This is a genomic window from Sinorhizobium fredii NGR234 (genome assembly GCF_000018545.1).
Classification (GTDB): Bacteria; Pseudomonadota; Alphaproteobacteria; order Rhizobiales; family Rhizobiaceae; genus Sinorhizobium; species Sinorhizobium fredii_A.
The window spans coordinates 808,112-831,289 of record NC_012587.1; the positions used below are offsets into that span (position 1 = coordinate 808,112).

Annotated in this window: 26 protein-coding genes; 18 read left to right on the forward strand and 8 right to left on the reverse strand. The window is 62.5% G+C overall.

Features of this window, described 5'->3' with window-relative positions; genetic code table 11:
- Positions 1 to 166 precede the first annotated feature (166 nt).
- The 8 genes from NGR_RS15075 (at position 167) to mucR (ending at position 6,938) form a co-directional block, all read left to right on the forward strand.
- A complete protein-coding gene (locus tag NGR_RS15075) occupies positions 167 to 2,542 on the forward strand; it encodes a putative monovalent cation/H+ antiporter subunit A (RefSeq protein ID WP_012707328.1) in 2,376 nt (791 codons plus the stop codon).
- The gene (locus tag NGR_RS15080) at positions 2,539 to 2,958 is read left to right on the forward strand and encodes a Na(+)/H(+) antiporter subunit B (RefSeq protein ID WP_012707329.1); all 420 of its coding nucleotides are present in this window, start codon (positions 2,539 to 2,541) and stop codon (positions 2,956 to 2,958) included. Before NGR_RS15075 ends, NGR_RS15080 begins: the two co-directional genes overlap by 4 nt.
- Positions 2,958 to 3,335 carry a Na+/H+ antiporter subunit C gene (locus NGR_RS15085; protein ID WP_012707330.1) on the forward strand — a complete coding sequence of 126 codons (378 nt, stop codon included), beginning with the start codon at positions 2,958 to 2,960 and terminating at the stop codon, positions 3,333 to 3,335. Before NGR_RS15080 ends, NGR_RS15085 begins: the two co-directional genes overlap by 1 nt.
- 7 nt (positions 3,336 to 3,342) lie before the next feature.
- On the forward strand, positions 3,343 to 4,902 hold the full coding sequence (locus NGR_RS15090; protein WP_012707331.1) for a Na+/H+ antiporter subunit D: 1,560 nt from the start codon (positions 3,343 to 3,345) through the stop codon (positions 4,900 to 4,902).
- Complete coding sequence (locus NGR_RS15095; protein ID WP_012707332.1) at positions 4,899 to 5,375, forward strand: Na+/H+ antiporter subunit E; 477 nt, start codon at positions 4,899 to 4,901, stop codon at positions 5,373 to 5,375. The genes NGR_RS15090 and NGR_RS15095 overlap by 4 nt, the downstream gene beginning before the upstream one ends.
- Positions 5,372 to 5,740 (forward strand): cation:proton antiporter, encoded by a 369-nt coding sequence (locus tag NGR_RS15100; protein ID WP_012707333.1) that lies wholly within the window; start codon positions 5,372 to 5,374, stop codon positions 5,738 to 5,740. The genes NGR_RS15095 and NGR_RS15100 overlap by 4 nt, the downstream gene beginning before the upstream one ends.
- Positions 5,740 to 6,099, forward strand: coding sequence for a monovalent cation/H(+) antiporter subunit G (gene mnhG / locus NGR_RS15105; RefSeq protein WP_012707334.1), 360 nt, complete (start codon positions 5,740 to 5,742; stop codon positions 6,097 to 6,099). Before NGR_RS15100 ends, mnhG begins: the two co-directional genes overlap by 1 nt.
- Before the next feature lie 407 nt (positions 6,100 to 6,506).
- Positions 6,507 to 6,938 (forward strand): exopolysaccharide biosynthesis transcriptional regulator MucR, encoded by a 432-nt coding sequence (mucR, locus tag NGR_RS15110; protein ID WP_012707336.1) that lies wholly within the window; start codon positions 6,507 to 6,509, stop codon positions 6,936 to 6,938.
- Positions 6,939 to 7,116: 178 nt separating this feature from the next.
- Here the strand turns inward: mucR and NGR_RS15115 are convergent, their stop codons facing one another.
- Together NGR_RS15115 and NGR_RS15120 are read right to left on the reverse strand one after the other, a co-directional pair.
- Positions 7,117 to 7,539: a SufE family protein gene (locus NGR_RS15115; protein WP_164924226.1), complete on the reverse strand. Its 423-nt coding sequence runs from the start codon at positions 7,537 to 7,539 to the stop codon at positions 7,117 to 7,119.
- A 248-nt stretch (positions 7,540 to 7,787) separates the two neighbouring features.
- Complete coding sequence (locus NGR_RS15120; RefSeq protein WP_012707338.1) at positions 7,788 to 8,219, reverse strand: DUF5330 domain-containing protein; 432 nt, start codon at positions 8,217 to 8,219, stop codon at positions 7,788 to 7,790.
- A 603-nt stretch (positions 8,220 to 8,822) separates the two neighbouring features.
- Between NGR_RS15120 and NGR_RS15125 the strand changes: the two genes are divergently transcribed.
- The 3 genes from NGR_RS15125 to NGR_RS15135 all read left to right on the forward strand — a co-directional run bounded on the left by NGR_RS15125 (position 8,823) and on the right by NGR_RS15135 (position 11,887).
- Positions 8,823 to 10,388, forward strand: a complete 1,566-nt coding sequence (locus NGR_RS15125; protein WP_164924596.1) for a sensor histidine kinase — start codon at positions 8,823 to 8,825, stop codon at positions 10,386 to 10,388.
- Positions 10,360 to 11,340: a peptidoglycan-binding domain-containing protein gene (locus tag NGR_RS15130; protein ID WP_012707340.1), complete on the forward strand. Its 981-nt coding sequence runs from the start codon at positions 10,360 to 10,362 to the stop codon at positions 11,338 to 11,340. The genes NGR_RS15125 and NGR_RS15130 overlap by 29 nt, the downstream gene beginning before the upstream one ends.
- 196 nt (positions 11,341 to 11,536) lie before the next feature.
- On the forward strand, positions 11,537 to 11,887 hold the full coding sequence (locus NGR_RS15135) for a DUF1491 family protein (protein ID WP_012707341.1): 351 nt from the start codon (positions 11,537 to 11,539) through the stop codon (positions 11,885 to 11,887).
- Positions 11,888 to 12,103: 216 nt separating this feature from the next.
- Here NGR_RS15135 and NGR_RS15140 read toward each other — a convergent pair whose 3' ends face one another.
- Positions 12,104 to 13,177: a DUF2336 domain-containing protein gene (locus NGR_RS15140; RefSeq protein WP_164924227.1), complete on the reverse strand. Its 1,074-nt coding sequence runs from the start codon at positions 13,175 to 13,177 to the stop codon at positions 12,104 to 12,106.
- Positions 13,178 to 13,442: 265 nt separating this feature from the next.
- Between NGR_RS15140 and NGR_RS15145 the strand changes: the two genes are divergently transcribed.
- The 3 genes from NGR_RS15145 (at position 13,443) to NGR_RS32335 (ending at position 15,237) form a co-directional block, all read left to right on the forward strand.
- Positions 13,443 to 14,228, forward strand: coding sequence for an SH3 domain-containing protein (locus NGR_RS15145; RefSeq protein WP_012707343.1), 786 nt, complete (start codon positions 13,443 to 13,445; stop codon positions 14,226 to 14,228).
- 267 nt (positions 14,229 to 14,495) lie between these two features.
- The gene (locus NGR_RS15150) at positions 14,496 to 14,780 is read left to right on the forward strand and encodes a hypothetical protein (protein ID WP_012707344.1); all 285 of its coding nucleotides are present in this window, start codon (positions 14,496 to 14,498) and stop codon (positions 14,778 to 14,780) included.
- A 286-nt stretch (positions 14,781 to 15,066) separates the two neighbouring features.
- Positions 15,067 to 15,237 (forward strand): hypothetical protein, encoded by a 171-nt coding sequence (locus NGR_RS32335; protein WP_014327714.1) that lies wholly within the window; start codon positions 15,067 to 15,069, stop codon positions 15,235 to 15,237.
- 93 nt (positions 15,238 to 15,330) lie between these two features.
- Here the strand turns inward: NGR_RS32335 and NGR_RS15155 are convergent, their stop codons facing one another.
- The 3 genes from NGR_RS15155 to NGR_RS15165 all read right to left on the reverse strand — a co-directional run bounded on the left by NGR_RS15155 (position 15,331) and on the right by NGR_RS15165 (position 18,873).
- Entirely contained in the window at positions 15,331 to 15,879 is a 549-nt protein-coding gene (locus NGR_RS15155) for a DUF1254 domain-containing protein (RefSeq protein ID WP_012707346.1), read from the reverse strand.
- Positions 15,872 to 16,459: a DUF1214 domain-containing protein gene (locus tag NGR_RS15160; RefSeq protein WP_012707347.1), complete on the reverse strand. Its 588-nt coding sequence runs from the start codon at positions 16,457 to 16,459 to the stop codon at positions 15,872 to 15,874. Before NGR_RS15160 ends, NGR_RS15155 begins: the two co-directional genes overlap by 8 nt.
- Positions 16,460 to 16,662: 203 nt before the next feature.
- Positions 16,663 to 18,873, reverse strand: coding sequence for a transglycosylase domain-containing protein (locus NGR_RS15165; RefSeq protein WP_012707348.1), 2,211 nt, complete (start codon positions 18,871 to 18,873; stop codon positions 16,663 to 16,665).
- A gap of 144 nt (positions 18,874 to 19,017) precedes the next feature.
- Between NGR_RS15165 and NGR_RS15170 the strand changes: the two genes are divergently transcribed.
- A complete protein-coding gene (locus tag NGR_RS15170; RefSeq protein ID WP_012707349.1) occupies positions 19,018 to 19,485 on the forward strand; it encodes a YcgN family cysteine cluster protein in 468 nt (155 codons plus the stop codon).
- Between the two features lie 11 nt (positions 19,486 to 19,496).
- Here NGR_RS15170 and NGR_RS15175 read toward each other — a convergent pair whose 3' ends face one another.
- Entirely contained in the window at positions 19,497 to 19,832 is a 336-nt protein-coding gene (locus NGR_RS15175; protein WP_012707350.1) for an MmcQ/YjbR family DNA-binding protein, read from the reverse strand.
- A 127-nt stretch (positions 19,833 to 19,959) separates the two neighbouring features.
- A complete protein-coding gene (locus tag NGR_RS32340; protein WP_165447147.1) occupies positions 19,960 to 20,100 on the reverse strand; it encodes a hypothetical protein in 141 nt (46 codons plus the stop codon).
- A 582-nt stretch (positions 20,101 to 20,682) separates the two neighbouring features.
- Here NGR_RS32340 and feuN point away from each other — a divergent pair.
- Genes feuN through NGR_RS15190 form a run of 3 tightly spaced genes read left to right on the forward strand, consistent with a single transcriptional unit; the run spans position 20,683 to position 23,021 of the window.
- Positions 20,683 to 20,934, forward strand: a complete 252-nt coding sequence (feuN, locus tag NGR_RS15180; RefSeq protein WP_012707353.1) for a two-component system FeuPQ modulator FeuN — start codon at positions 20,683 to 20,685, stop codon at positions 20,932 to 20,934.
- A 40-nt stretch (positions 20,935 to 20,974) separates the two neighbouring features.
- Positions 20,975 to 21,646, forward strand: a complete 672-nt coding sequence (gene feuP, locus NGR_RS15185; RefSeq protein ID WP_012707354.1) for a two-component system response regulator FeuP — start codon at positions 20,975 to 20,977, stop codon at positions 21,644 to 21,646.
- Positions 21,636 to 23,021, forward strand: coding sequence for an ATP-binding protein (locus NGR_RS15190; RefSeq protein ID WP_012707355.1), 1,386 nt, complete (start codon positions 21,636 to 21,638; stop codon positions 23,019 to 23,021). The genes feuP and NGR_RS15190 overlap by 11 nt, the downstream gene beginning before the upstream one ends.
- Positions 23,022 to 23,178: the final 157 nt, after the last annotated feature.

Here is a 23,178-nt window from a genome sequence, read left to right on the forward strand (position 1 = left end):
CGCATGTTCTATCAAACCGGCAGTAGCGCCATCTTGTTGGATTTTGCACAGTATTGCCGCGCGCATGACTGAAGGTTGCGCCGATTTCTCTTGAGGGGAACCCGCCCTTCTTCTATGTCCGATATCAAATTGACCGAACGATCAACGGGAAGGAGATGCCAAGGCGATGGATGTCACGGCCATGACATTTCTGGCGCTCGTTCTTCCCTTCGCTGCGGCCCTTGTTGCTCCGGCCCTGACGCGCCTGTTCGGCCGGAATGCCGCCTGGGTTCTGGCCCTTGCTCCTGCGGCGATCTTCTTGCATTTCCTGCGCTTCCTTCACGACGTCGCGAGCGGCGAAATCGTGACCGGCGGCTATGCGTGGATACCGTCCTTCAATGTGAGCTTTTCCTGGCTGATCGACGGTTTGTCGCTCACCTTCGTACTGCTGATTTCCGGTATCGGGGCGCTCATCGTTCTCTATTCGGGCGGCTATCTGAAGGGTCACCCGCAACAGGGCCGGTTCTTCTCGTTCATCCTGATGTTCATGGGGTCGATGCAGGGGCTCGTCGTCTCCGACAGTTTCCTGATGCTCTTCGTCTTCTGGGAACTGACGTCGATCACCTCCTTCCTGCTGATCGGCTTCGACCACGGCCGCGAGGCTGCGCGCCGCGCCGCGCTGCAGGCCCTGGTCGTGACCGGGGGAGGCGGTCTCCTGCTCCTCGCCGGGCTGCTGATCCTTTGGAATGTCAGCGGCGTCACGCAGCTTTCGCTGCTTCTCTCTTTCGGTTCCGAGTTGAAGGAAAGCCCCTTCTATCTGGCGGCGTTGTTGCTGGTCCTCGGCGGCGCCTTCACCAAGTCGGCGCAGTTTCCGTTTCACTTCTGGTTGCCGAATGCCATGGAGGCGCCGACCCCGGTTTCGGCCTATCTGCATTCGGCGACGATGGTGAAGGCGGGTGTCTATCTGTTGATGCGCCTCAACCCGGTTCTCGGCGGAACGCCGGAATGGCAGCTCCTGCTGCCGCTGTTCGGCGTCGCGACGCTGGTGATCGGTGCGGCTCTGGCGGTGCGCGAGACCGATCTGAAACTGATGCTGGCCTACACGACTGTCGCATCGCTCGGTCTGCTGGTGATGTTGATTGGGCTCGGCTCGCCGCACGCGGTCGAAGCGGCGGCGCTCTATCTCGTGGCACATGCGCTGTTCAAGGGCGCGCTGTTCATGGTGGCCGGTATCCTCGACCACGAGACAGGCTCGCGTGACGTTTCGAAGCTCGGCGGTTTGCGCTCGGCGATGCCGCTCACCTTTACCATCGCCCTTGCCGCTGCGCTCTCCATGGGCGGTCTGCCGCCCTTTTTCGGATTTCTCGCGAAGGAGGAACTCTATGCGGCCTTCTCCGCGTCAAATCTTCGCTCCGCGCTCTTCGCGACGCTGACCGTCCTCGGCAACGCCCTGATGTTCGCCGTCGCCTTCTCCGTCGCCCTGAAACCCTTCCTGGGACCGCGGGTGAGCACGCCGAAGCATGCTCATGAGGCGCCCTTGCTCCTCTGGATCGGCCCCGCCGTGCTCGCTCTGGACGGGCTTTGCGCCGCGCTGATCTCCGGTTTCGCCCATCGGTTGATCTCGTCGCCCATGGCCTCGGCGATTGCCGGCGAGGCAAGGACGGTGGACATATCGCTCGTGCCGCATATTGGCCTGCCGCTCGTCCTTTCTGCCCTGACGGTGGTGCTCGGCGTCGTCTTCTACGTCCATCTTGCCCGCTTGCGCGCCGCCATGACGGCAATCCTCATCGATATCGGCTGGGGCCCGGACCAGGGCTTCGACCAGTTCATCCGTGGCCTCGTGCGACTTGCGGTCGCTGTGACCCGCCGGCTGCAAGGCGGTCGATTCGAGGTCTATATGACCGCCACCTTCGCGCTGGTCGCCGCCATTCTCCTGGTAATACCGTTGCAATACGGCGAGTTCCCGCGCGCGCCCTTTTTCTCTGCGGACGTTCCGGCGCATGAACTTGCGGTCATCGCGATCGCCGTCGCGGGGCTCTTCGCCGTTGTGGCTGCCTCCGATCGCCTGACCGCGATCGTCTCGCTCGGCATCCAAGGCTTCGCCGTCGCGGTGATCTACCTGCTTTATGGGGCGCCGGACCTGTCCTTCACGCAATTCATGATCGAAACCCTGTCGGTCGTCGTGCTGGCGTTGGTGATGACCCGGCTGCGGCTCTCGCCCGCCGACCACCGACCGCTCCCGGAGAAGCTCCGCGACGCTGCGATAGCGCTTGGCTGCGGCCTCGGCTTCGGCCTGTTTCTGCTGAGGGTCACGGCCGTGCCCTTCGACAGGACGCTGACGGACTTCTTCAACCTCTACTCGAAGTCGGTCGCGCATGGGGCGAATGTCGTCAACGTCATCATTGTCGATTTCCGCGCCACGGATACGCTCGGCGAAATCGCCGTGGTGATGATCACCGGCCTGGCGATCCTGGCGCTGGTGCGACTGAGAGCCGGTTCCCTCAAGCGTGCCGCCGCCGGGGAGGATGTCGCCGATGAAGGTGCGATGGAGGAACGGGCATGAAGTCGGTGATCTTTCGCACGGTCGCCCCGGTCCTGACGAGCCTGATGGTGCTGTTCTCCGTGTTCGTGCTGCTGCGCGGCCACAATGAGCCGGGGGGCGGTTTCATCGGCGGTCTGATCGCAGTTTCTGCCGTGGCGATCTATGGCATGGCCCACGGTGTCGAGACGGTCCGGCGGGCCATCCTCTTCCATCCAATGGCAATCGCCGGGGCCGGGCTCCTTGCAGCCACCTTTTCCGGCCTGATTTCGATCTTCGTGGGGGTCCCGTTCATGACCGGACTTTGGATCTATCCGGTCATTCTCGGCGTCGAAATACCGCTCTCCACCGTCTTCCTCTTCGATCTCGGCGTATATCTGGTTGTGGTGGGGTCCATCAGTTCGATCGCGCTGGCGCTCGAAGAACGGGGAGGCGAGTAATGGAGGCCTGGTTTGCCTTGCTCGTCGGCATCTTCTTCAGCGTTGCCGTTTACCTGATGCTATCGAAGTTCATCATTCGGGTGCTCCTGGGCGTTGCAGTGCTCGGCAATGCGGTGAACCTGCTGATCTTCACTGGGGGGCGGCTGACGCGCGACGTGCCGCCGGTCATGCCCGAAGGGGCCGATGCGCTGGCTGCCCCGGCCGCCAACGCGCTTCCCCAGGCGCTGATCCTGACGGCGATCGTCATTTCCTTTTCCTTCTTCGCCTTCCTGCTCGTTCTTTCCTGGCGTGCCTACAGCGATCTTGCGACCGACAACACGGACGAGATGCGCGTTGCCGAACCGGTGGACGAGCCTGTCCCGCCGCTTGGATATTGACCGCATCATGGCTGTCTCGATCTCCCCATCCGCCGACCTTTCCGCTGCGCTGGTGCATGCGCCGCCGACCGCGGCCGCCTGGCTGGTGATCCTGCCGGTCGCCTGGTGCCTTGCGATCGGCGCGCTCCTCGTCATGCTGCGCCGCCCGATCGGTTCTCATCCGACGATTGCCATTATCGGCCTTGCCGGGCTCGTGCTGATCGATGGGCTGCTGCTCAAGACGGTCGTCGAGAACGGTCCGCTGACCATGGTGATGGGGCGCTGGCTGCCCCCGTTCGGCATCGCATTCACCGCCGATCTGACCGGGGTCCTGTTCGCCATCACCGCAGCGCTTGTCGCGTTCGTCGCCGGCGTCTTCTCGCTGACCGATATCAACGACAGCGGTCGCCGCTACGGCTTCTACCCGCTGCTGATGCTGCTGATGGCCGGCGTGTCGGGCGCCTTCCTGACCGGGGACATCTTCAACCTGTATGTCTGGTTCGAGGTGCTGCTGATTTCGTCGTTTGGCCTTCTCGTCCTTGGCTCGGAGCCCGAGCAGATCGACGGCACGGTGAAATACGGGTTCCTCAACCTGGTCGGCACGACGCTATTCCTGGTCGCGACCGGCTATCTCTATGCCGTGTTCGGGACGCTCAACATGGCCGAAATCGCCAGGAAAGCCGACATGCTGCGCGACAGTGCTCCCCTGGTGACGCTGGCAGGTCTTTTCATGCTCGCCTTCGCCATGAAGGCGGCGGCCTTTCCCGTGAACTTCTGGCTGCCAGCCTCCTATCATACCCCTCGCGTCGTCGTGTCCGCGCTCTTCGGCGGCCTGCTGACGAAGGTCGGCGTCTATGCCTTGGTGCGGGTGATGGTCATGCTTTTCCCGGTAGAAAGGGAGGAACTGAGTTTCGTCCTCGCCGTTGCCGGGGCACTGACGATGATCGTCGGCGTGCTTGGCGCTCTGGCGCAGACGGATTTCCGCCGCATTCTCGGCTACCTCATTGTTTCCGGCATCGGCGCGATGCTTGCCGGTATCGCCGTCGGTGGACCGGGCGGCATCGGGGGTGCCATCTTCTATGCGCTGCATTCCATGCTCGTGATCACCGGTCTTTACTTTGCCTCCGGCATCGCCATGCGCCTCGGGGCGAGCGCCTTGATCGCCACGCCTGCCGGCCTTTACCGCCGCCACGCCGGATTTGCCGCGCTCACCCTGATGTTATGTTTCGCCGTCTCGGGGCTGCCGCCCTTTTCAGGCTTTTGGCCGAAGGTCATGCTCGTCAAGGCAGCACTTGATATCGGCGCCTGGTGGCTCGTCGCCGTGTTCCTTCTTGCCGGCTTGCTGACAACGATTGTCACCGGCCGATTTTTTCTGCTGGCTTTCTGGCGGGACGGGGCGCAGGCGGCCGGCGAGGCGGTGTCGCTGTCGCCCGCGACGTTGGGACCTCTGACGGTGCTCACCGCCCTGACTTTGTTGATCGGCCTCTACCCGGAGCCGCTGCTGGCGATGATCCAGCACGCCGCGGCAGGCCTGGCCGAGCCGTCGGCCTACGTGAATTCGGTCTTCCCGGAAGGAGGGCCGCGATGAAGTTCCTGCAGGTCAATCTGATTTTCACCCTCGTCTGGGGTGCCATCAGCGCCAGTTTCACGCCGGCGAATCTCCTACTCGGCTTCTCTGTCGGCGCCTTGTCCCTGTGGCTGATCCGGCGCGAGCTGCAGCCGGTGACCTATCCGCTCCGGCCATTGCGGCTGGCGCTGCTTGCGGCACTGTTCTTCAAGGAGCTTGCCGTTTCGGCAGTCAAAGTCGCCATTCTCGTCTTGCGTTCGCGCATGGGGCTGAAGCCCGGTATCTTCGCCTATCCATTGACCCTCAGGAGCGATTTCGAGATTACCTTGCTCGCCAACCTCATCACGCTTACGCCCGGCACGCTTTCGGTTGACGTTTCCGGGGATCGCAAAACCCTCTATGTGCACGCGCTCGACTGCGCCGATCCGGGCGCCTTGCGGCAGGACATTGCGCGCGGCTTCGAGCGGCGCATCCGGGAGGCTTTCGAGCGATGACGCCTGAACCGGTTCTGGCCGCAGCGATCAACCTCGCGCTCCTGCTGCTGTCTTTCGCCCTGCTGATGACGGTTGTGCGGATTATCCGCGGCCCGACCTTGCCGGATCGGGTGCTGGGCCTCGACATGCTGGTCGCGATTGCGATCGGCTTCATTGCGGTCATCGCCATCAAGACCGGCTTCAACCTCTATATCGACATCGGCATCGCGCTTGGTCTTGTCGGCTTCCTGGCGACCGTCGCCTTCGCGCGCTTCATCCTGACACGCGGCCTTGCACCGGAGCAGCCGGCAGAACGGGCCGCCGAACCAAAACCGGCTTTGAAGCGGCCCGAGGCAGCCCGACGCAAACGCCGGGGAGGGCGCTGATGGGCACGCTGGTCGTTGCAGGGGTTACGTTTCTGGTTGCCGTCATCATGGTGGTTGGCGCGTGCTTTTCGCTGCTGGCGGCGCTTGGTCTTCTCCGCTTCCCGGACCTTTACACGCGCATGCATGCGGCCTCCAAAGCGGGTACCGTCGGCTCCGGCCTGCTGCTGGTCGCCGCCGGGCTGCATTCGCTCGATCCCGCCATCTTCGTCCGCGCACTTGCCGGCTTCGTTTTCCTGATGCTGACGGCGCCGATTTCGGCCCATCTGCTGGCGAAGGCTGCACATCAGGCGGGTTACAGGATGACGAAGCTGTCGGTTATAGATCAGCTGCCAAAAAAGGAAGAGCCGAGACGGCATTGATTGGCGGCATTTCTGATTCTGTATTTCGGGACAATTCCGCCACAGCGGAGAATTTTAGTGAACTGAAATAGATATGCTGCTCTCTGACAAAAATTATGTTTTGACATTTTGCAGATCAGTGTTAAGCCAGTAACCGCAAAGTGTCGTCGTAATCAATACTTTGAACCGGAATTCCAGCTTGAGTTGTGATTCTTCTCCGTTGCTTTGAGGTGCCGAAGGGTGCGGTATCTTGGTGACGGGTTTCGCTGTCGCGAATCGAGCCTTGATGTTGCAGCGGAGTAATGCTCCCGTTGCATGGCGATCGCTCAGGTTCAAGGCGGAAAGCGCTGTTCGGCGGCATTTTGGCATATCCTCCCCCTGAAACCCTGTTTCAGGCTTTTGTTGCTGGATTCCGATAGGAGAAAAAAATGAGTGAGAATACGCTCGGTGCGAGCAACGAACTCCTGGTTGAGCTGACGGCGGAAATCGTTGCCGCCTACGTGAGCAACCACGTGGTTCCGGTTGCCGAGCTGCCGACGCTGATTGCCGACGTTCATTCGGCGCTCAACAATACAACGGCTCCCGCGCCGGTAGTCGTGCCGGTCGAAAAGCCGAAGCCGGCGGTTTCCGTTCGCAAGTCGGTGCAGGACGACCAGATCACTTGCCTCGAATGCGGCGGTACGTTCAAATCGCTGAAGCGCCATTTGATGACCCACCACAATCTCTCGCCTGAAGAGTATCGCGAGAAGTGGGATCTGCCTGCGGACTATCCGATGGTGGCGCCGGCCTACGCGGAAGCCCGCTCGCGCCTCGCCAAGGAAATGGGGCTTGGGCAGCGTCGCAAGCGTCGCGGCAAGTAAGGGGACCTGCCCGGCAGCCGGCCGGGCGAATTTCGGGCACGGTGAACCCACGCCCGAATGGCGGCACAGTATTGTTGTCAAGGTGGAAGCCGGGCTGTTTCAGTCCGGCTTTTTTGCGCCGCGATCGATCGACAGCCGGGTTGTCGCTTCTACAGCGCCTATCAGTCATGCGACGAGGTCACGCCGGCAGACGTGTCTCGGCCTCGCCCTTGATTCTCCGGATCATCGAACGCAGGCCATTGGCGCGTTGCGACGAGAGATGCTCGATGAGGCCGATCCTGCCGAAGATGTCGAGAGCATCGATCCTGGCGATCTCGGACGCGCTCTTGCCCGAAAAGATCGCGAGCGCGATCGCCACCAGGCCACGGACGATATGCGCGTCCGATTCACCTTCGAAGGTCAGCACCGGATCATCCGGGTCGCCCGAGGCGCGGGTCACCAGCCAAACCTGGCTGGCGCAGCCCTGAACCTTGTTCTCGCTGGTCCTCGAGGCTTCCGGCATCTCCGGCAGGCTCTTGCCCAGTTCGATGACGTAGCGGTAGCGGTCCTCCCACTCGTCGAGAAAGGCGAAGTCGTCGATGATCTGGTCTAGTGAAACCATGGCTGATCCGAATATGGCGCCTCCTGCGGTCGACTGTCGCTCGCCGGCGCCTGCTTCCGTCCCGCGCCGCCGAGGCCCGGGATTGCGTGTGTACATTCATATAGGCGATGCGGGCCGCAAAGAGAACAGCCCTGTGGCGTCCGAGCAGATTTCAAGTCGCTTAGGCGCGACACGAAAAGACCGCCGCGAGGGACGAGCGTCCTTGCGGCGGCACAGTTGGCAGTAGAGGCTTTCCTGGCAAATCTGTCTTACTTGGTCGGGGCAGCCTTGGGGGCGAGGCGTTTTTCCGGAACGGGCGTACGCTTGAATACCGGCATGGCCTCATTGGCAGGCTCTGCGGTCGAGGAGACTTCGGCGGGCCCCACGGTGCCGGTCATCACCTTGGCGTCGGGCGTCCCGGTTTCGGCGAATTGGCTGTCCAGAAACTCATAGGCGATACGCGCACCCTCACGGGCACGGTGGCCGAGAGCGACGAAGGTCTCGGCACCTTTCTCGCAGACGTCCGGCTTCTGGATGCAGATCGCGCTGACATACTGGAAGGCCTCGTTGGCGGCCGAGAAGGTATCGCCGATCTCCACCTTCGGCCCGTTCTCAAGCTTGGCGTTGCTCGAGGGGTCGAGGAAGGGCAGCAATACGAGCACCAGCGAAAACCAGAACGTCGCCTTTACGAGAAACCACATGTCCTGCCCATCCTCTGTCTGGCCGCCGCCCCCGGTCTCTCAGCCGGATTTGATGTCCTCGGCGTGCCTACGCTTTTGCTGTCCCGTGCCCGCTGGCAATGCCGCCGCGCTCTGGGCCCGTCCTGTGAGCGACGGTAGAACGGGAATCACAAGACGGGTTTTCCAGAAATGGCGGGATTCGCTTCAAATTTTATCGAACTGGACGATTCTGGCATGCCCGGCGGGTGCTTGTCCGGCATTTTAGCGATCGCCGTTAAGGTTCATGGCAAGCCATGCGCCGCCAGGCCCGCGCGGCTCGATACCGCGGCCGGCCGGTTCTGCCCAAATTGTTAACGGGAAGCAGAAAATCCACCAAAATCCGCCGCTTACGCCCCGTTAACCACAAGAGACGATGCTCGCCCGAACTGCCTCGAAATGGGAATTTTCGGCCATTTCGCCAGCCCGCGCAGAGGCCGCGCTTATTCTTTCATTAAGTCGGGAATGCGAGATTCGGACCATCACGAGGGCAGTCCGGACTATCGTTTGCGAAACACGCAAGGACCGTGGGTCAGCCTCGCAAAAACAATAAAGGTGGCAGGGCAAGGCGTGAGTGTATTGCGTAACATGGCTGGCATATGGGCATCCCGCGTGGATGAAGCCGCCGCAGCGTGGTTGCCGCGCCGTCCGGATGACCCTGCTGCGGAACGCTATGATTTCACACGGCTGCGCACGCTGGCCGCCGTCTCCCTGACGGCGCTGCCGATCGTGCCGCTTGCCCTGTCGGCGGTCTTGCCGGTGTCCGTGGCACTGCCGGCGGGAACGGCGCTCTGGGCGTCGGCCTCTTTGCTGGCGGCGGCCGCCAGCCTTGCCGCGTCCCGCATCGGGCCGGCGCCCGCCAAGACGGAGCCGTTGAGCGAAAGCGATCTGCCGGATCTTTCTGCGGCCTATGATCTTTTCGCCGGCCTTGTCACGGTTCATGATCCGCGTGGGCAGGTGCTGTCCGTTCACGGTCGCGATGCCGTCGATCACCTGCAGTCGATGCGCGACCCTCGCGGACGCGGCTTTGTCGAACAGATCTACGTATCCGACCGCATCAGCTTCCTGAAGGCGATCGATGCGTTGCGCCAGGGAGCCGCGTGCTCGGCGGTCGACATTCGCCTCGAGCGCCCGTCGGCCTCTAGCGCGCAATTCGTGCACATGCGCTGCGAGATGACGCCGCTTCGCGATGCCGAGGGGCGTCTGATGGCGATCGTCGCCCAATCCCGCGACGTCTCGGCCGAGGCCCGTCTGCGCGCGGAAGCCGCCGCCAAGGCGGCGCATGCGGAATCGGCCAACGATGCCAAGACGCGGTTCCTGGCCGCCGTCAGTCATGAGTTGCGCACGCCGCTCAATGCCATTCTCGGCTTTTCGGATGTTCTTACCGGAGAATATTTCGGCAAGCTGGAGAATGACCGGCAGCGCGAATATGTTTCCTTGATTCACCGTTCGGGCACGCACTTGCTCTCCGTCGTCAATACGATGCTCGATGTGAGCAAGATCGAAGCCGGCCGCTACGAACTGGTGCCGGAACCATTCCGGGTCGCTGACGCGATCGCCGCCTGCGAGGCGATGCTGTCGCATCAGGCGCGCGAAAAGGGTGTGAGGCTCACCAGCCGCGTGACGCGGTCGGTGGGTGAAATCAACGCCGATCAGCGCGCCGTCCAACAGATCCTCATCAATCTCGTCGGCAATGCCGTGAAGTTCACGGACAAGGGTGGCCTTGTCACCGTCGATGCGGAAGTCGATGGCGCGATGTTGAATTTGACCGTCAGCGATACCGGCATCGGTATTGCCGAGGATAAGCTGGAAAAGCTTGGCCAACCTTTCGTCCAGATTCAAAATGACTATACGCGCCGCTATGAAGGCACCGGTCTCGGCCTGTCGCTGGTCAAGGGGCTCGTCGAATTGCATGGCGGCGGGATTTCTATCCGCAGTTCGGAAGGCGAAGGGACGGTAGTGGTGGTCAGCATACCGCGGGACGGTGCCGGGATCTGCGAGCCGAGCCCGGTGAGCACGCGCGCGGCGGTGGAGTTTCCGCCGCGATTGAAAGGGCGCGACGAAAGGGCCGGCGATTTGCGACCGCAGACAGAGGCCTTCGAAGGAACAGTCAAGGAAAGGCGACATGACGCCGCGCAAGCGAAAACAGCCTGAGCGGAAACGGGGCGGGCGACCGCGGCAGGGCATCGCATTGCGCGGATTGGCGCTCGCGGGCCAGGGCCTCGGGCGTTGCGCCGTGCTTGCCGGCCGGCTGATCGCGCACCATCCTGTCGGTGCCAGCGGGTTGACGGCCTTCGCCGTCGTGTTCAGCTTCGTGGCAGCAAACGCCATGTGGTATCAGCATGGCAATCATCCTTCGCCGCTTTTGCGAACCCGAGTTCCGCTGGTGGGCCCCGAGGTTGCCGAGCGCTTGGCCGCCGCCAATGGCGAGGCCGTCGAGCCGCGGAAAGTGACGACCTTCGTGATCGAGCGCGAAGGCGAGGCCAGGTCGGAACAGGTCAAGGAAGCACCCGCCGCGCAAGGGGAGTCGTCCGAGAACCTGCCGCCGCGTCCGACGGAGACCGTATCGGAGGGGGGCGCTGCCCTGCCATCGGTCCTTGTCGCCGACGTTCAGAAGGAACTTGCCCGGCTCGGCCTTTACGGCGGCACGCCGGACGGCCGCAGCGGACCGAAGACCGCATCCGCCATTCTTCTCTTCGAGAAGCAAGCCGGTCGCAGGGAGACCGGGGTCGCCAGTCGCGATCTGCTTCAAGTGCTCCGAGCAACAGAGGGCTCCAAGACAGCCGTTGCGGCGCCGGTCAATCGCCCCTATTCCGACCCGAAATCGGCGACCGCCGAAGTCGATCCGGTCGCCGCCGCGATCCGCACGGCGGAAGCGGACGCAACGTTCATTCCGCGCGCCGAGATCCCGATCTCGAGCGAACTGGTGATGAATATCCAGAAGGGGCTCAGCAACCTCGCTTACGCCGATATCGTCGTCGACGGCGTTGCCGGGGATCAGACACGAGCGGCGATCCGCCACTTCGAGAAGCATTATCGGCTGCCGCAGACCGGCGAACCGAACGGCAAGGTTCTCGAGAAGCTGAAGGAAATCGGCGCGCTCTAGATCACGATGATTTTAGGTCAGACCGACCTAAAATCATGAACGTGATCGATTCTGATAGGTTAGAGCGGGATACGGGCGGAAAACCGCACACACTTTTCCTCATCCCGCTCTAAGCCAAGACCGAGCCGCGCGAAAAGCAGCGACCGCCCCCGCGCGGTCATTTGCATATCGACCAGTGCGCGTGTATCTGCCTCAAATGCGCGTGAAAACCCATATCTTCGTCGCCTCGCTCCTGCGCCGCGTTTTTGCCAGCGGGGGTTACGCGGCAGTGCTACGCAAGGGGGCGGAAGAGGCCGGAGCGCTCTTCATTCGCCACCGCACCCGCCTCGGAACCGAGACGCTTTACGCGCCGGCGCCGCAGAGCTTCTTTGAGGAGGACGGGGACAGTATCCGCAAGTTCGAAGTCCGGCTGCGGGACGCGGAGGCAGAAAATATCGATGGCGCTCTGTCGTCGGAAATCCGCTTCGACCCGGATTGCTGGATTGTCGAGATCGAACTCGACGATTGCAGCGATCTATTGGAGATCGTTACGGACACTACTGCATGATTCCTTTAGAGCATTTTGCAGTCAGGTGGAATCACCTGACGTCGCGCAAATGCGGCAAAAACAAAGGTTTAGAGCGGCGGCGCGAACGTATGTGAGCGCATCCCGCTCTAGTCGGAATCGGTGTTACAGCGACCTTAGCGCGTCCCATTTTGACGCGTAGCGCTCGTGCGCCAGCCGTCGAGTGCAAGTCCTGGAGCTCCTTGGGCGGACGGACTGTCAGTTTCGCCCGAATTTCCGCTTGGGTTGCGTCGCGCTTGCAGGGGGCGCCGCGATGGTACGACTCTCCTGCCGACGTGCATCGGATGCTCGATTCTCTGCGAGGTGGGTTTCGTGCCGGACCGGCCTAGCAGTTCCTTGGGCATCGGCGCGCAGCCAGGATTCGACACGTTCGACGCTTGCCCTGGGTTCGATGCTCCTGACCAGCGCCTCGGCACGATTGCCCGAGCCGAGCCGGTCGGACAGATCCGGGTAGAGTGCCACAAGCAATGGGACAAGATCCCGCTCGGGAAAGTCGAGCGCCAATAGTGTAACGGCGAGCTGTTGGCCGGAAACATCCAGCAGGATTCTTTCGGCAAGTGCGGAGCTTGCTCCGAGCGCGTCGGCAAGAGCCGTCGTGAAGAGCACTGCTTCGCCATTGCGGGCGAACCGCACCAGCAGCGCCTGATGCAACTCGTCGATCGGCTGGAGGCTTGGCCCGTCCTGGAGCGGCTTGGAGCCGGCGCGCGCCAGCGCCCTGATGTCGTCGCGCAGCTTGTTTTCGCGGACCACACGTTCGGAGTGGTCGTCGGTAGCGGCCGTTGGAGGCGGCGCGTCCGTGCCGGGTTGAGGCACATCGCGGCGCGGCCCCGCAGCGTTGAACTGATGGTGTTCGACAAGCGCGTCGACGACCGACGGCGAAAGATCCTCCCGGTGCGCGATCGCGTTGGCGTGGGCGGCGCCCTGCTGGCGGAGGATCGACAGCAGCGTCCGGTCCGGGATCGCTTTCGAGCGGGTCAGAAAGATGGCGGCGATCGAGATCGGCATGCTGCCGATCAGCAAAGCAGCCGATTCGGGCACATGGTCGCATTGCGACAGGGCGGCCGCCGCCTGCCGACGCGCCTCGTTGCTGGAGCCGAGGAAAAGCGGTTCGAAAAGCTCGGCGAACTGCTTCAGGTCGGACTTGCGCGGGATACGAAGGCTCTCGAAGCCGGTGACGGTCGCCATCAGCACGACGTCCTTCAGCCGGCCCGTCTGCGGCCTTTCCAACTCACGAAACCGGTTCGTCACGACAAATCCCAGATGCAAAAGCATGATGCCATTGCCGATGGCTCGGAACGGCACACGTCTCAAAAAATAGATCGAAATCGTTAGCGTAGCATTAACTATGGACCTTGAGGCTTTATTCAGGCTTGCGGCATCCGCGTGACGGATGATCGCCAGCGGCCGCGATCAGGCCAACGCGGCGGGATCAGCCTTAAAAACTCCACATGCCGCCCTATTCCTTCCTTTCGACGGTGAAGGGCGATTTGGCCCGCCGAAGCAGAGGGTCAAAGGCCTTCCTATGGGAGAAGTATCTGTGAGGAATGCATTCTTGCGGGCGGCGGCTGTTTGTGCGCTCTCGCTCATGCCGTTCGCTGCCGAGGCCGCGGAGGGCTTTGCCACCGCCAATGTCAACATGCGCTCGGGCCCGAGCACCCGCTACCCAGCCGTCACCATTATCCCGGCAGGAGAATCGGTCGAAATCCACGGATGCCTGGCCGACCGGCCCTGGTGCGATGTTTCCTTCTACGACGGCCGCGGCTGGGTGGCCGGGCAATACGTGCAGGCCCTCTATCGCAGCAACCGGGTGTATGTGGAACCGGAATACTACCGGCCGCTTGGAATTCCGACGGTCGTCTTCGAGTTCGATCGCTATTGGGACCGCAACTATCGCGGACGCGATTTCTATCGTGACCGCGATCGCTGGCGCCGCGGGCCCGATTGGGCCGAGGAACGCGACCGGCAGTGGCAGCGCGAAGAGGAGCGCCGGGATTGGCGCCGCCGCCAGGCGACGGACGATGGTGAATGGGAGCGCGAGCGGGATCGCCGTCAATGGGAACGCCAACAGGCGAGAGACAGTGAGCGGACGAGAGAACGGCAAGAGGCAAGAGAACGCCAGCAATGGCAGCGCGAGCGTGAACGCGAGCGTCGGGAGTGGCGGGACCGCCGCGACGACGGACGACGGGAAGACGGTTCCGCCGAGAACTATCAAGGGGCTCGCAAGGAAGAGCGGGCGCGCCAACTCCGTGAGCTGCGACGGGATGGGGAAGTCAGAACGGTTCCGAAGTGCGTTTTCAACGATTTCGCCTGTGAAAACGACTGACGGACGACGCTTTCTGCAGGAGCGGTCCGGAGCGTCGCAGGCGTGATGGCGGCTGATCCGACTTTGTTGCCGGATGGCGGGCGGCGGTTTTGCCGCCCGTCTTTTCTTGTCCGCCCACGGCGCCGCGCGCCTTTACCAGGCGCGCAAAGGTCGCTGTAGCACTTTGAATCGAGATCGATCTAACGGAGACATGCAGTGGACCGAGCTTCGCGGGAACCAATCCTTTTTCGACGCGTTGATTTCGCGCGAAAGGTAAGGAGCGGAGACATGGCGGAAAAGAAGCTGGCGGCGGTGGGTGCCGATATGGATACGGAAAAGACCTCGGCAGACACCCAGATGGAATTGCAGGCCCAGGTCGCGGAGTTGAGGGCAGAGATCGTGCGGCTGACGGAGACGGTTTCGGCTATCGGCAGTGGCGCCAAGGCGGTCGTACAGGGGGAGGCGGAACTGATGACGGAACGGCTTCGGGAGCGTGTTCGCGATGACCCGATTTCGACGCTCTTGACCGTCGCGGGCGTTGCGTTCCTGTTCGGCCTGTTTGCGAGACGCTGACGGCTCCATCGGCGCACATTCAAAATACCACCAGAAATGGCAATTGCGCTTGGTTAAGGCCTCGTGGTCTGGATTAAGATATGGTTAACCGGGCTATGGCTCAATCGAAGCGGGCGGGCTATTATTGGTTCGCATCTGATGTGCATCGAAACTGGAGATCCGGGGAACCGGAAGAAGGAGTAGTTGAGAACGGCGCGTCTGTCCGGGATTTCCGGAAATGCGCCAGCCCGCAATCGGGCAGGGTGAAATCTGTGTTCATCCGTCTCATGCAAGTATGGAGACGAGCATGGCAGACGTAATCAGATTGCAGGACCGCAAGGTGAAGATGCCGCGGCGGCGTCCCGTTGCCGCGGGAAGCGCGAAAGTGTTGTTCTTTACAGGCATCCGTTACGAGCGTCTCGACGGGCGTGGCCCGCAGCCGAACGCTCCGACAGGACGGCAGGTCAAGAAGCAGTAGCGGAATCGGCGTAAACCGGCTCGCAAACCCGCGGGGTTTGCCGACGCTCGGCGCTGCACGGCTCATTGTCTCTTCAAATCCCCCACATTCCCATCATTGGCGCCGGAACGGCGCGCAACTCGATTCCGTCAGGAAGTCGCGGACCTGCTCCTCGAAACTGTCGAGAGGCGCCAGGGCGCGCAGGACGGCATAGCCCTCTTCATCCTTCATCTCGATCATGATCGCTTGTGCGAGCGCCTCCGGTGGCGACTTGCGGAGCTCCACCAATTGGATCGGTGTGGCAACGACCAGATCGAGATCGCCGTTGACGGCGGTCTGGTCGTTCATGCTGAAGACTTCGTTCGACCCGCTGTCGAAGATCGAGAGCGACCAGAAAGGCACGTCACCACGGGCGATGAAACGTGCCGGCCCTTCCGCGACCGAGAAGCTGCAGACGGCGGTGCGCAGGAAGGGGTCGCTATTGTCCAGTCCGGTCGGACCCGGCTCGGCCGCGAGCGGAAAGAAACTGTCCATCTCGAGCAGACCGAGGACACGCGTATAGGCGTCGCGGCCGGTGAACTGCGGCAGGGCGAGGACGATGACGATGTGCAGGAGGGCGGCGCCGACGAGCCCGACGAGGAAGGTGAACAGGGCTCTACGCATTCCCGCACCCCGTCTTGACGATCTTCGGCATTGCGAGGTCGATCAGGCCGGAGGAGCCGGCCGTCGGCGTATCGAGCAGGGTCAGGACGAGTTGGAAGTTTCCCGTGTGGCGGATGGCGAGCCAGTTCTCCCGCTGTGCCATCGGCGAGGCGTGAATGACGAAGCTGCTGTTCTTGGCGCGCAGTACGGTCCAGGAGTTGATTGCCGCCGGTATTTCGGATCCCGGTCGCAGCGTGGCACCGTCGGTGGTTGCGGTATAGAGCGTCCAGAAGCGGGCGGGTGGCGTCATCCCGGAAATGTCATAGGAGCAGGCGGCCGAAAGGCGCGCGCCGGTATCGTCGGTGGCAGCCGTGAACTTCAACCCTTCTGCGCCGCCATACAGCAGTTCCCCGACCCGAGCGCGGTGCGCCTTAGCATAGGGGTCAGCGGCGACGGTTTGCGCCTCGGGGAAGGCAATCCAAGGGCCGATCGCGATCGATCCGAAGCCGACGGTCGCCTTCAGGGCCCATATGGCCGACGTAATGCCGCCGCCGAAGGCGACGATGAGTGCAAGGGCGACAAGGAGGGGAACGCGGAACAAGGGCGGGCTCTATCGAATGATGTCTCGTTTATCCTGCCGGCAATGAATCGATCGTGCGACGATGGCCACTGCATGATTCCTTTGATCGTAGCCGATTCAAGGGCAAAAACATCCAGCAATTCAAAGTGCTGCAGCGTCCTCTGTACGTCTGGTAAGACGCACGGCGCTGCAGGCCGCCAGAGAACGGATTTGTCGTGGCGAAGTCAATTCTTCGCGGCATTTGTCACCCGAGGCATTGCTGGCGTTTCCTCGGGCGCTTCGAGCACCGCCACTCGGCCGCCGTCCTTTTCCCTGGGTTTCAGCGGCGACGCTTGTTCGAAGGCATTGCCGATCGACTTCAGGAGCCGGGTCACGTCTGCGGACAGGGATCGCGGCCGGACGAGCGGTGGCAAGGCGTTCTCATCCGGCTCCGCGACGACCTCCGGCTCCTTGGGCGTTTCGGCCGGCGGAGCCTCGATGCCCGGGATTGCCCGGTGCTCGATGCCCTGTTCGGCATAGTCCATCAGCCGTTTGAAGGTCATCGCCGGCAGGGAGCCACCGGTCATCTCGTCGGTGGAGGTGTAGTCGTCGTTGCCGAACCAGACGGCCGTCGTGTAGTCGCCGGTGAAGCCGACGAACCAGGCGTCGCGATAGGCTTGCGTCGTTCCCGTCTTGCCGCCCGTGACGATGCCGTTGCCCAGCGCAGCCCTGCGACCGGTTCCGATGACCGGAATTTGGGTGAGGATTCGGTTCATCGACGAGATGGCCTGCTCGCTCAAAACCCGTCGCGCCGGCGGCGCGTCGCGCCCGAAATCGTAGAGGATGTCGCCGTCGTAGTTGAGAATCTGGCTGATGCCATGGCGGCGGGATTCCAATCCTCCGGCAGGAAAAACGGCGTAGGCGGTCGCCTGATCGAGCACGGTCACTTCGGACGTGCCGAGCGGCATGGTCTTGTCTGTGCGGATCGGTGTTTCGACGCCCATCCTTTTGGCGGTTTGGGCGATGACGTCCGTGCCGAGCTTGTCCTTGGCGAGACGGACCGGAACGGTGTTGATCGATCTCGCCAGCGCATTCATCAAGGTGACCCGGCCGGCATACTTGCGGGCGTAGTTCTGCGGGGACCAGCCGCGCCAGGTGATCGGCGCGTCGACGACGACAGTCTCGGGCGTCATGCCCTTCTCCATCGCCGCTGCATACGTATAGACCTTGAAGGACGAGCCGGGCTGGCGGAGCGCGCGGGTCGCACGGTTGAACTGGCTCTCGCCGTAGTCGCGACCGCCGACCATGGAGCGCACGGCACCGCCGTTTTCGATCATGACCAGAGCGCCCTGCTTGACCTTGTAGCTTTCGCCATATTGCCTGAGGCTCGATTCAACCGAATCCTCGGCCGCCTGCTGCAACCCCATGTCGATCGTCGTTCTGACGATGAGCGAATGCTGTGCGAAGGGCGCGGCAATGCGCTGGACCTCGTCAAAGGCCCAGTCGAGGAAAAAGTCCGGTGCCTTGACCTGGGCGCGATCGATGACCGTCGCCGGGTTGAGGCGGGCGGCGAGCACCTGGCCCTCGGTCATGAGGCCGCCCTGGACGAGATTGGACAGCACCTCGTTGGCACGGGCGCGCGCCGCAGGCAGGTTGACATGCGGAGCATATCGCGCCGGGGCCTTGAACAGCCCGGCCAGCATGGCGGACTCGGCGAGGTCGATATCGGTGATCGCCTTGCCGAAGTAGAACTGGGCCGCCGCCGCCGCACCGAAGGTGCCGCCGCCCATATAGGCGCGATCCAGATAGAGGCGGAGGATTTCCTTCTTCGAGAGATTGCATTCGAGCCAGACGGCGAGAAAAGCTTCCTTGATCTTGCGCTCGATCGTCCGCTCGTTGGAGAGGAACAGGTTCTTGGCAAGCTGCTGCGTGAGCGTGGATCCGCCCTGAACCACGCCGCCGGCGCGGGCGTTTTCCGTCATGGCGCGCGACAGGCCGAGGAAATCGATGCCCCAATGGTCGAAGAAACGGCGGTCTTCCGTCGCCAGGACAGCCTTGATCAGGTGATCCGGGAGTTCGTCGATCGGAACCGAATCCTCGTGGATGATGCCGCGATGGCCGATCTCGTTGCCATAGCGGTCGAGAAACGTGACGGCGAAGTCGCTTTGGGCTCGCCAATTGCCCTTGGTCTCCTCGAAGGCCGGGAGCGCCAGTGCAAGCATCAGTACCGAGCCGGCGGTGCCCCAGGTCATCCCTTCGCCGAGCACCTCGAAGAGCGCCTTTTTCCAGCCGCGCATGCGAAAACGGCGGAAGAAGATCGTGGTGTCTTCCCACCATTCCGCTAGGCGAAATCCGGCATTCCACACCGTCGAATCGATCCAGGAATCGATCCGCAGAAAGAAGTGACGCTTCTTCGGCCGGTTTTCCTCTTTCCGCGGTTCCTGCACGGCGTTCATGTCCCGAAGCTTCCTTGCCCAGACGAGGATATTTGCACGGCGTGAAAATCCAATCTACTTGCATATCGCGCCGCCGGCCTTAAAAAACCGGCAATTTTCTGCAAAGTTTCCATGTCGGCGTGGAAGTGACGAAAGTGTGACGCGATGGGCGATATGCCTTTCTGGAAAACGAAGAGCCTCGACGAAATGACCAACGCCGAGTGGGAAAGCCTCTGCGACGGCTGCGGACTCTGTTGCCTCAACAAGCTGGAGGATTGGGACACCGGCGAAATCGCCTGGACCTCGATCCGCTGCACGCTGCTCGACGGCGAGAACTGTCGCTGCAAGGATTACGACAATCGGCAGGCGACCGTTCCGGACTGCGTCCAACTGACCCCGAAGGCGGTGCGGGAGATAAGCTGGCTGCCGCCGACCTGCGGCTATCGCCTGGTCGCCGAGGGACGCGACCTGTACTGGTGGCACCCGCTCGTCTCCGGCGATCCGGAGACGGTGCATGCTGCCGGAATCTCGGTGCGCGGCCGCACTGTGGCCGAGGACGGCATCGAAATCGAAGACTATGAGGATTATCTGGTCACCTGGCCCCTGGAAGTGGGCCTCGAGCCGGTCGAGTAGGTCCGCAGCTGTCAGTGGCCGCCATTTTTCCGCACAAGGCTCTTCGGGGCGGCATTTCTCCAGGCCGTCTCCAGCGACTGGCGAATGAGCTCTTCGTCGGCATCCACGAAGTAGAGGGATGTCCAGCCGCGCGCACCCCATCCGCCGGGCACCGCGGCACAGACGCCGGGCTCCATTTCGAGCAGCATCCGCTGCTGATCGGGTGTCAGCTTGAAGACGGCGCGGCCCGCCTCCGGCAGGGTCATGAAGATGCGCTTGCCCACGCGGAAGTCGCGCGTTCCGAAATGGGCGTTCTCCTCCGTTCCGGGAAGGCTAAGCGCCAGCTTTTCAATCTCTTCGGTTAGCATCCGAAAAGAGTAGCACGAAATCGGCGATTGACAAAAACCCGGCAACCCGCCGTGAGGCGGGTGCCAGGTAAAGGCTTTCAAGGGGTGAAGCTGCTACCTCCGGCGCGCCGGCGCCGAGAGGGAGCCATTATTCTGCAGGCGGAACGGGCTTTTGAGCAGTTTCGCTGGCCACGCGCATTTCACGCCACTCGCTCTCGAAACGGTCGAGCAGCGACTGGGGAATCCTGGACTGCGGCGATACGAGCGGCTTGTTCGCGAGTATCTGCATCCGGTCCTCCTATGCGAGACGGTTGGGATGAGGGGACCATTCCATAACGTAAACGCTTTGTAAATCAGGGGGTTAAACTATTTAAACGATTGAAAAATCTTTAAATCGATTAATTTTCGCTCATCCACAGATAGAGAAATGCGCGCGACTGGCGGACCTCCAACGGCGGCGGGGAATGCGCGATCACGCATGAAGTGCCGGGAACGGAGCCGAAAAGGCATCGTCTTCAATGGCTTGCGGAAAGGACTGGATTCGCCGTTCGAGCGTCCTCATCCGCCTTGCGACGATCCGGAATCGATTTCTGAGAAAAGTGCTCCAGGCAATTCGACCGAATCGCCAATCAGCGAGTGGGTGAGGCCGCGCCACGGTCGCAAGCCGCCGCACGGCTGCCCGAACAGTGTGCCCCAGAGATCTTAACGGATCGCTGATCTTCGTCGGGGCGTGGAGGCATTGCAATCCCCGGTGGATTCTCGGCGCGGGCGTGTCGGGATGTGGCGCGTCGTCGCGGCTGACATTCATTTGCCATTCAGCCTCTATCGGCTAATGATTTTGCCATGATCTTCCCTAGTCGAAAGTGCGTTCATGTCTTCATCAGTGACCATCGTCGCGCTCGCCGCAGGCCTCGCAGGCTTTTCGCTGCCTGCCATTGACGTGCCTACGGTTGTTGTCCGCGCGGCCGGTGATTGCAGCGCTGCGGCGGCGCAGGTCGTCGCCGAGACGGGCGGCGAATTGCTCTCCGCCCAGCCGACAGCCGATGGCAAGTGCGTCGTGACCGTGCTAATCCCGGGCAATGGAGGGCGGCCGAAAAAAGTGACGGTCAAGGTGCCGATGTAGGCATCCGCGGCGCCCGTCAGCAAAGGGAAGTAAGAGAGAGATGCGCATCCTGATAATCGAGGACGACGTCAATCTGAACAGGCAACTGGCCGAAGCGTTGAAGGAAGCCGGTTACGTCGTCGACCAGGCCTATGACGGCGAGGAGGGCCACTATCTCGGCGACGCGGAACCCTACGACGCGATCATCCTCGATATCGGCCTGCCGGAAATGGACGGCATCACCGCGCTGGAAAGGTGGCGCGCCGACGGCAAGACCATGCCGGTGCTGATCCTGACGGCCCGCGACCGCTGGAGCGACAAGGTGGCGGGCATCGATGCCGGCGCCGACGACTATGTCGCGAAGCCCTTCCATGTTCAGGAGGTGCTCGCCCGCATCCGGGCGCTGATCCGTCGCGCCGCGGGGCATGCCAGTTCCGAGATCGTCTGCGGCCCCGTGCGCCTCGACACGAAAGGCTCGAAGGCGACCGTCGGCGGTGTTGCGCTGAAGCTGACCTCCCACGAGTTCCGGCTGCTCTCCTATCTCATGCACCACATGGGCCAGGTTGTTTCCCGCACGGAGCTTGTCGAGCACATGTATGATCAGGACTTCGACCGCGACTCCAACACGATCGAGGTCTTCATCGGCCGACTCCGCAAGAAGATCGGCAATGACCTGATCGAAACCGTGCGCGGTCTCGGATATCGGATGCAAGCACCCGGCAATGGTCATTAGATCCCTTACGGCGCGCGTTCTGGCGGTTTCGACCGTCTGGGCCGTCGTTGCCCTCGTCGTGATCGGAGTGGTCATCTCGGCGCTCTATCGGCAAGGCTCGGAGCGTGGCTTCCAGGACTTGTTGCGCGCCCAGCTTTACAACGTCATCAACTCGATCTCCGTTGACGAGAAGGCCGCGCTGACCGGCAGCCCTCAACTCGGGGATCTGCGCTTTTCCCAGCCGCAGACCGGCTGGTACTGGATCGTCGAGCCGATCGGCGAATTCGATACGCCGCCCTTGCTGTCGACGTCGCTCGGTTCCGCCAAGCTGCCGATCGTCAGCGTCGACGAGATTCCATTCGACATTCGCTACGAGCGCTTCTACACGACCGAGGACCCGTTCGGAAACGAGGTCGAAGTGGCTGAAACCGAAGTCGTGCTCGATATCCAGGGCCATACGGCGCGCTTCCGGGTTGCCGGCAACCGCGACGTCCTGGAGGCGGACATCGATCGGTTCACTCGCAACCTGACGATCGCGCTCTCCATCTTCGGCCTCGGCGGGCTTGGGGTGAACGCCCTGACCATTCTCTTCGGCCTCAGACCGCTGGACCAGGTCCGCCGCTCGCTCGAAAAGATCCGCACCGGCCAGAGCGAGCGCCTAGACGGGGCATTTCCCCGCGAGATCCAGCCGCTTGCCAATGAGGTGAATGCGCTGATCGACAGCAACCGCCGCATCGTCGAACGCGCCCGCATGCAGGTCGGCAATCTCGCTCACTCCCTGAAGACGCCGATCGCCGTGCTGCTCAACGAGGCGCGCGTTCTGGAAGTCCCGCACGGCGAACTGATCAGGACGCAGGCGGACGCGATGCAGACGCAGGTCCAGTCCTATCTCAGCCGTGCCCGCATCGCGGCGCAGCGCGGATCCATTCTGGCGAGGACCGAGGCCCAGCCGGCTCTCGAAAGGATCATCCGGGTGATGCGGCGGCTCAATCCGGAGAAACAGTTCAGCCTGTCGATCAATCCTCCGGGGCTGGTGCTGGCCATGGAACAACAGGATGTCGAGGAAACCGTCGGCAACCTGCTCGAAAATGCCGCGCGATACGCACGCGACCACGTCGTGCTCAGCGTCGAGCCCGCCATCGACCAGGCGCGCAGCAAGGAGTCCGGCCGCGAATGGATCGTGCTCAGGATCGACGACGACGGGCCGGGGCTCGACCCGGATCAGATCGCATTGGCGATGAAGCGCGGTAAGCGGCTCGACGAAAGCAAGCCCGGCACGGGGCTGGGCCTGTCGATCGTCAGCGAGATCGTCGGCGAATATCAGGGCAGCGTCGAACTCAGTCGACGCGAGGAGGGCGGCTTGAGAGCCAAACTCGTTCTGCCGGCAGCTGTCTGACGCGGAGCGAGCAGCTTACAGATCCGGTCGAGTGGTCGCCATCGTGATCCGGCGGTCACACCGGCAGTCGAAAATGCTGCGTCCTGCACGGCGCGCGGTTGCCTAGTGCGGCCGGGGGTGCAAAAAGAAATCCTGAAAGCGCGCCGTTTCGAGGCCA